The 6,450-nt window shown below is 61.8% G+C and carries 5 protein-coding genes and 2 tRNA genes; 3 read left to right on the forward strand and 4 right to left on the reverse strand.

The annotated features are described in order from the left end of the window. Positions 1–8 precede the first annotated feature (8 nt). Together AC5RK6_RS04605 and AC5RK6_RS04610 are read right to left on the reverse strand one after the other, a co-directional pair. Complete coding sequence (locus tag AC5RK6_RS04605; protein WP_051106967.1) at positions 9–650, reverse strand: TetR/AcrR family transcriptional regulator; 642 nt, start codon at positions 648–650, stop codon at positions 9–11. 81 nt (positions 651–731) lie between these two features. Further along, positions 732–1,397: an IMPACT family protein gene (locus AC5RK6_RS04610; protein ID WP_016442419.1), complete on the reverse strand. Its 666-nt coding sequence runs from the start codon at positions 1,395–1,397 to the stop codon at positions 732–734. A gap of 305 nt (positions 1,398–1,702) precedes the next feature. Here AC5RK6_RS04610 and rpmF point away from each other — a divergent pair, with 305 nt between their 5' ends. Beyond that, complete coding sequence (gene rpmF / locus AC5RK6_RS04615) at positions 1,703–1,867, forward strand: 50S ribosomal protein L32 (protein WP_016442420.1); 165 nt, start codon at positions 1,703–1,705, stop codon at positions 1,865–1,867. A gap of 174 nt (positions 1,868–2,041) precedes the next feature. Further along, positions 2,042–4,558, forward strand: coding sequence for a MaoC family dehydratase (locus AC5RK6_RS04620; RefSeq protein ID WP_016442421.1), 2,517 nt, complete (start codon positions 2,042–2,044; stop codon positions 4,556–4,558). Between the two features lie 76 nt (positions 4,559–4,634). Here the strand turns inward: AC5RK6_RS04620 and AC5RK6_RS04625 are convergent, their stop codons facing one another. Both AC5RK6_RS04625 and AC5RK6_RS04630 read right to left on the reverse strand, forming a co-directional pair. Further along, on the reverse strand, positions 4,635–5,687 hold the full coding sequence (locus AC5RK6_RS04625; protein WP_016442422.1) for a zinc-dependent alcohol dehydrogenase family protein: 1,053 nt from the start codon (positions 5,685–5,687) through the stop codon (positions 4,635–4,637). 334 nt (positions 5,688–6,021) lie between these two features. Then, positions 6,022–6,095 (reverse strand) — tRNA-Pro (locus AC5RK6_RS04630). Positions 6,096–6,278: 183 nt separating this feature from the next. Here AC5RK6_RS04630 and AC5RK6_RS04635 point away from each other — a divergent pair. Next, positions 6,279–6,352: transfer RNA gene (locus AC5RK6_RS04635), tRNA-Gly, on the forward strand. Positions 6,353–6,450 lie beyond the last annotated feature (98 nt).

Genomic DNA, 6,450 nt, shown 5'->3' on the forward strand with positions numbered 1-6,450 from the left:
TACCCCGGCTAATCGCGGGAAGTGGTAGCCGATTCCCGCGCGCGGCGCTCGGCCTCCGCAGCGAAAGCCGGAATGAGGAAATCGAGTTTGGTATCGAGGTTGGCCCGGTCGCGCCATTTCAGGCGGGAGAACAATACGATATTTCCGCGGGTGGGCTGGGCAATATCGGCATCATCTTTGACGTTATTAAACGAAGCGGCCGCCGCGTGGGTGGCCATAATGATATTGGTTACGGTGTCCACCGCGAGCAACCCAATTTCGACATCCCAGCCCGCGATATCTTCGAGCGCATTAATGAGGGCGTTGAGGTGCGGGGCGATAAAGCGTGAAGTGGCGGAAAACTGCACGAAAAGCAGATCTAGCCCCGGATGGGTATCCATGAGCTTCCACACTTTATTCGCATAATCACGCAGCAAGGCATCTGCGCTATCCCCTTCCGGTGCGGGATATTCGCTCGAGACGCGCGCCAGGCATGCTTCCATGAGGTCTTCGCGGCTTTTGAAAAGACGGTAGAGAGCTGAAGTTGCTACGCCGAGTTTCTCGGCGACCTGGCCGAGTGTGAACCGATCCAAACCGATATCGAAGACTGCGTCGATTGCATCATCGGCAGTGAAAGTCGGTTTGGGTCCGGTTTTCTTGTGCGTCCGCAAGGGGCTTCTCATGGCATCACCGCATTCAGTGGTTGACGTGTGTCGATACGGCACAGCACGATGCGGCCGTTTTTGTTTATTTTAACTCTTTAGAGGAGTCGCGTCATGTTTATCCAGGTAGGGGACCTCGATAATTGCGTCATCAATTTGTACGACGCCGACATTCCCCGCGGACAACTCTGCCATCATAGCGGCCAGGGCTGTTCCGCGCTCAGTAGATATGCGCAGTTCAACACCGTGGTCGTGGTACTCCACTTCGGGGTTGAAACCGGCGCTCGAGAAAGCCGCAACATATTTGCCGGCATCGGAATGGGGGAGGGCGGCCTGGTAACGGGGCACAATGCGCCGTTCCACCAGTTGGGCCTGGCCGAGAGCTTGGGTGACAGAATCCGAATACGCCCGCACCAGTCCTCCTGTTCCCAGCAGCGTTCCACCAAAATATCGAGTGACTACGGCAACGACGTCGGTAATCCCTGCGCCGAGGAGGGTGTCGAGCATGGGGCGTCCGGCGGTGCCGGAGGGTTCACCATCATCAGAAGAACGGTGTATCGGAGCACTGCTGGGGATAGACACCACGTAGGCGCTGCAATGGTGGCGGGCGTCGGGGAAACGCCGCTTTTCGCCGTCAATCACGGCGCGCGCCTCCGCCTCGGTGGAAACCCGCGCCAGCACCGTAATAAAACGAGAACGCTTGATCTCAAGTTCGGTTTCGTAGCGAGCCCCGGCCTCTAAAAGCACATCCGACATATCGGTATTCTCTCATCACCGGTGCCTATACGGGGCGCGAGGGGCCGTTCCTGGGGTGCGCGCCCCGCGGTGCGGCACCGTGCCCGCCATCCTCGCCGTGACGCACCGTGCCCGGCGTGCCACCCCGTGCCGTCCATGGTGACGGTGATGCTTGATATCTCACACGTGCGGTCTGGCGCGGCGAGGAGATGATGAGGTAGACTCATTCGCTGTGTGTTATTGAAGCGTCCCCAGTGATGCTGATATACACGAAGATTCGTAGCGGCTGCGCAGGGCGGCCCGGAAAGTAGAGAGGAGCGGTTGACATGGCAGTACCTAAGCGCAAGATGTCCCGCAGCAACACCCGCTCTCGTCGCTCCCAGTGGAAGGCCGAGCTCACTGAGCTCCAGACCGTCCGCGTGCGGGGCCGCGAAGTGCGCATCCCGCGCAAGCTGGCCAAGGCTTACAAGAAGGGGCTGCTCTCGGACTAAGTCCGTGGGAAACTCAAGCTTGCATACCCTCGTGAGGTTACCTCACGAGGGTATTTTTGTGTTGTAGTGCCGCCACGGGGCCACGGGACAACTCCAAGTCTGACTGCTGGCGTGCTGCCGGCAGGAGAGCGGCTGTTTTCCTAAAATGGAAGAGACACCGACGAAAGGGGCCCCATGCAAACCCGTCGCTACGCCGCCATTCTTGCTGCCGCTGCCCGCCAAAAACTCAGCCGCCGCGCCGTTCCCCACGCTGATGAGCTGCCGCGGGTAAAAGTCCACGCGGTTGCCGAGCGCGCCGTGGGGGAAGCAATTGCGCGTTTCGCCGGTGGGGGCGTGGGCGGGCACGCCCCGGCCGCATTGCTGCACCAACTATGCCTAGGCCCCACTCTCGATATTCTTGCCGATACGCGCCTGCCCCTGGTGGCCACCGGTGCTGTTATCACTGACCTACGGTGGGAAATCCTCAGCCCCGTACCTTTTGGCCGCCCGCTTACGGTGCGGGCATTGGTCGCCAGTTTCGAGCGCGATGATCAAGGTACGGCGCTGCGCATTGTGGCGGATATTTTGTACGACGGCGCAGTATGTTACCGGGAAAACGCCCGTTATTTGGACCGGGGCAGCACCGGGAGCCCCGCCCGCGTGCTCGGAGAAGTGCCGCAGCCGGAGGATGTGGCGCAATCGGAGGACGTGGCGCAGTCGCGGGCCAAGACATCACCCGCACCGGCAGTCCATGGCGAGCCGTCCGCGCCATCTGCGCCGTCGGCGCCGTTAGCATCGTCTTTCCCCGGCACCGCGCTGGATTTCCGTGCCGAATTCGGGGTGGATGAGAACGGGCATCTGCGCTACGCCAGTCCTCATGCCCTCGCCGAGCGGCGCTTTACCGCCACGGATGCGCGCCATTGGGCCCGCCTGACCGGAGATATCAACCCGATCCACCTCTCCGGAGCCACCGCACGCCTCTTCGGCTTTAGCGGGGCCGTGCTTCACGGTGCCGCTACCGATGCTTGGGCCTGCGGCCAGCTCGGCGTGCGCGGGGATGCACCGGGACGCGGGGAGGTCACTTTCCGTGCGCCCCTGGTGCTGCCCCAAAAGGTGGTGCTGCGCGCCGTCGGGGAAGAAGGCACCGTTGCCGTTGTAGAGGAACGCACGGGACGCGACCTCGTCCACCTGCGCTACACCAGCCCGGAATTACACGAAGCTCAGGCCGGCATCGTGCTCCCTGTCCGTGAAGGGAAACCTTCGAGCACCGCGGTTTCACGCGGCATGGTGGAAGTCTTTGCGGAGGGCGATACCGCGCTTGCCACCGCCCTTGAGGAAGCTATCCCATGGCGGCGCACGTACCGTGAGCCCTACGTGCAGCTGACCCGCATTGACGATCCGGCCCACGGGGCGCAGGTGGCGCGCACCGGATTGGACTTCGTGCACCATACGCTCACCTTGCATGACGGTACGCCCCTAGCTGAGCTACGCCCGCGCGCGGGGGCGCCCCGGGGTGAAATTGTCCGGGGGACCACGGTGCCGTGCCCCTTCACCGTGCCTTTCCGAGGCCGGGAGATTCCGGAACACCTGCGCGGGGCAACCCGCAGGGACGCCCGCGGGGAATACGTGTACTTGAGCGGCACGGAGCTCCTGGAGCACCTCGCGCTGTGGGAAGCCCAGGGGCGGGTGCGGCCGGGGGTGTTGACCGCGCTCACCGAGGTGGTGGAGAACCCGGAGATGATGCGTCTGGAGGGGCGCACCGTGGCGGTGCTCGGTGCCGGAGCGGAGCTTTCGCCCGCACCCACGCTGCTGGCCACCGGCGCGCGGGTGGCGGGAGTGGGGCGCAGCGAATCGCGCCGTATGCGCACCCTCCGCGCCCGGGCTCTGGAAACTGCCGGCAAGCTGCATATTGCGCCTCCGGGTTTCGGCGATGTAACCGCCGCTCCGGATGCGGTGGCAGGTTGGCTCCTCTCCCTGCCCGGTGACCTCGTGGTGGTGGATACCCTTTACGCGCCCGGATATAAATTCCTGCTGGTGGAAGCGGGAGCGGACGCCGTGCTGCGCATGGTGGGCGAAGAAAGCGACGCCGCTTTCGCCTGGTACGGTTCACCTACGGATGCCTACCCGATTCCGGGGAACGACGCCGCAGCGGCTGGCGCCGCTGGACTTCCCGGCGGACGGGTCTCCCGAACGGCGATCCGCAGCTGGGCGAAACTTTCCGGGGCGCGGCCCGCTCGCGAGGGCGGCGTCGTTAATCTGCTCCAAGATATCCAGGGCCCCAATTACGCCGCCGCGAAACGCATCGGGCGATGGCGTGCCACCGTGGAACGGGAAGCCGGCCGCACTATTTCCTACACTATTGCGCCGATGTCCCGCACCGAATCAGTGCTCATTTCCCAGCCGCTGCGTGCTGGGTACGCCGGCCTGGAACGGCTGGGATACCCGCCCCTTTCCGCGGATACCGCAGCGGCTCTCCTCGCTGGTCTTCTGGTGTGGGACCTGCACCATCCGGAGGCCACTGCTTCCTCCACCAGTTTCCTGACCGACCGGGCCCTGGATGGCGGGCTCCTCTCCATTCCCTACCAGCCCAATGACCTGGCCGGGCTCGCGCTCCTGAGCGGGGCGGAGAAACTCTTCGTGCGCCACCACGGCCCTACGGCCGGGCGCTTACGGGAGCGCCCGGCCGTAGGGGATGCGTCCTCGGGCTACTGAACGAGGGAAGGCTGTTAGGAGCCCGAGGACAGTTCTGGTGGTTTGAGGGGACAGACTACATTAGTGGGAAGTTGGTTTAGTGGATGAGAACCTTGAGGGCGTTGGTATCCGAGGCGTGCATGAACGCCTCGTAAGCTTCCATAATGTCCTCGAAGGCGAATTCGTGGGTGACGAACTTGTCGGCGGGTAGCTTCTTCGCGGCCACCAACTTGAGCAGCATTTCCAGGGTATTGGTCGAAACCAGACCCATAGAAATATTGATATTGGCGATCCATAGCTTGTCGATCGGCAGGTTAACCGGTTTGCCGTGCACGCCCACATTGGCAACGTGGCCGCCCGGGCGCACGATCTGGAGGCAGGTATCGAAGGTAGCGGGTACGCCCACCGCCTCGATGGCGACGTCGACACCTAAACCATCGGTCAGGGCCATAACCTGCTCCTTCCAATCGGCGGAGCCGTTATTGACCGTGTGGGTGGCGCCGAAATCACGGGCGCGATCCAGGCGCTTATCATCCAGGTCAATGGCGATGACCTTGGCCGGCCCGTACAGGCGCGCCGTCATCACTGCCGCCAACCCCACGGGACCCGAGCCGATCACCGCGACAACATCGCCCGGCTTGACCTTGCCGTTCTGCACCCCAATTTCGAAACCGGTAGGAAGAATATCGGAGAGGAGAATACCCTCCGCATCACTCACACCTTCCGGAATCTTGTACACGGAATTCTCCGCGAAGGGCACGCGCACGTATTCGGCTTGGGTTCCGTCAATCATGTAGCCGAAGATCCAACCGACGCCGGGCATACCTTCGGGATCCATGCAGTGGGCGTACATTCCGGTACGGCAGTAGGAGCAATGCCCGCAGGAGCTCACGCAGGAGAGAATCACCCGGTCGCCGACCTTGAGATTTGTCACGTTCGAGCCAACTTCGGTGATGCGGCCAATTCCCTCGTGGCCCAGAATGCGCCCGGGTTCCACTTCCGGGGTGTCACCCTTGAGGATGTGGAGGTCCGTACCGCAGATCGTGGTTGCTTCCATCTTGACGATGATGTCGGTGGGCTGCTGGATTTGCGGGTCGGGAACTTCTTTCCATTCCTTAATTCCCGGACCTCCGTAGACAAGAGCCTTCATATTTTTCTCCTCATTGAGTAGCTCTGGTGAGTGCGGTGCCGTGACTGGCGCCACGTAACCCAATCTAGCGGGACGAAAGGCCTATGGAAAGGGTGTGCTGCGGTAAGTTGTGTAAGTTTGATCACGCGGGTGCTTTATAAGAATTACGTGAAAATATGCGGAAAAGTCGGTGGTGTGGGGGTTGAAATGGATTGGGGTAGGTGCTGGAGTGGGGTGTGTCAATCAAGGACGTACATCCTGGTCGGCTTGGATTTTGTGGGAATTGCGCGGCGGAGCTGGCGGCGGCGTCGTTCGTGAAATGTGGCGAGGTGGCACTGGACGAAACGTCGCACGGTCGGGACGGCGGGACTTGAACCCGCGACCCCCCGCTCCCAAAGCGGGTGCGCTACCAAACTGCGCCACGTCCCGTACTGGTTGTATGTACGTTGCCGTGCGCCGAAAACTGAAGGCTGCCGGCCGCACCTAAGCAACGTGCCTAGTGTAATAGATTCCGGCCGGCGATGCCCACGCCACAGGAGAGTGCCATCGGAGTGGAAGTCTTGGGGGTGGGATGGTATTCTCTTCGGGTAGCGTTCGCGCAAGCGTTCGTATGCGAGTGTAGTTTAGTGGTAAAACCTCAGCCTTCCAAGCTGATGATGGGAGTTCGATTCTCCTCACTCGCTCCATTTTTCTGCGATAGCCAGGCGAAATATTTCTCACTGCTCAGTGGCGTTTTCTATCGTGTCTTTTATTACCGTGTCTAAATAAGGAAATGGCCCACTTT

This window comes from Actinotignum sp. usb-actsch-213 (assembly GCF_059085665.1).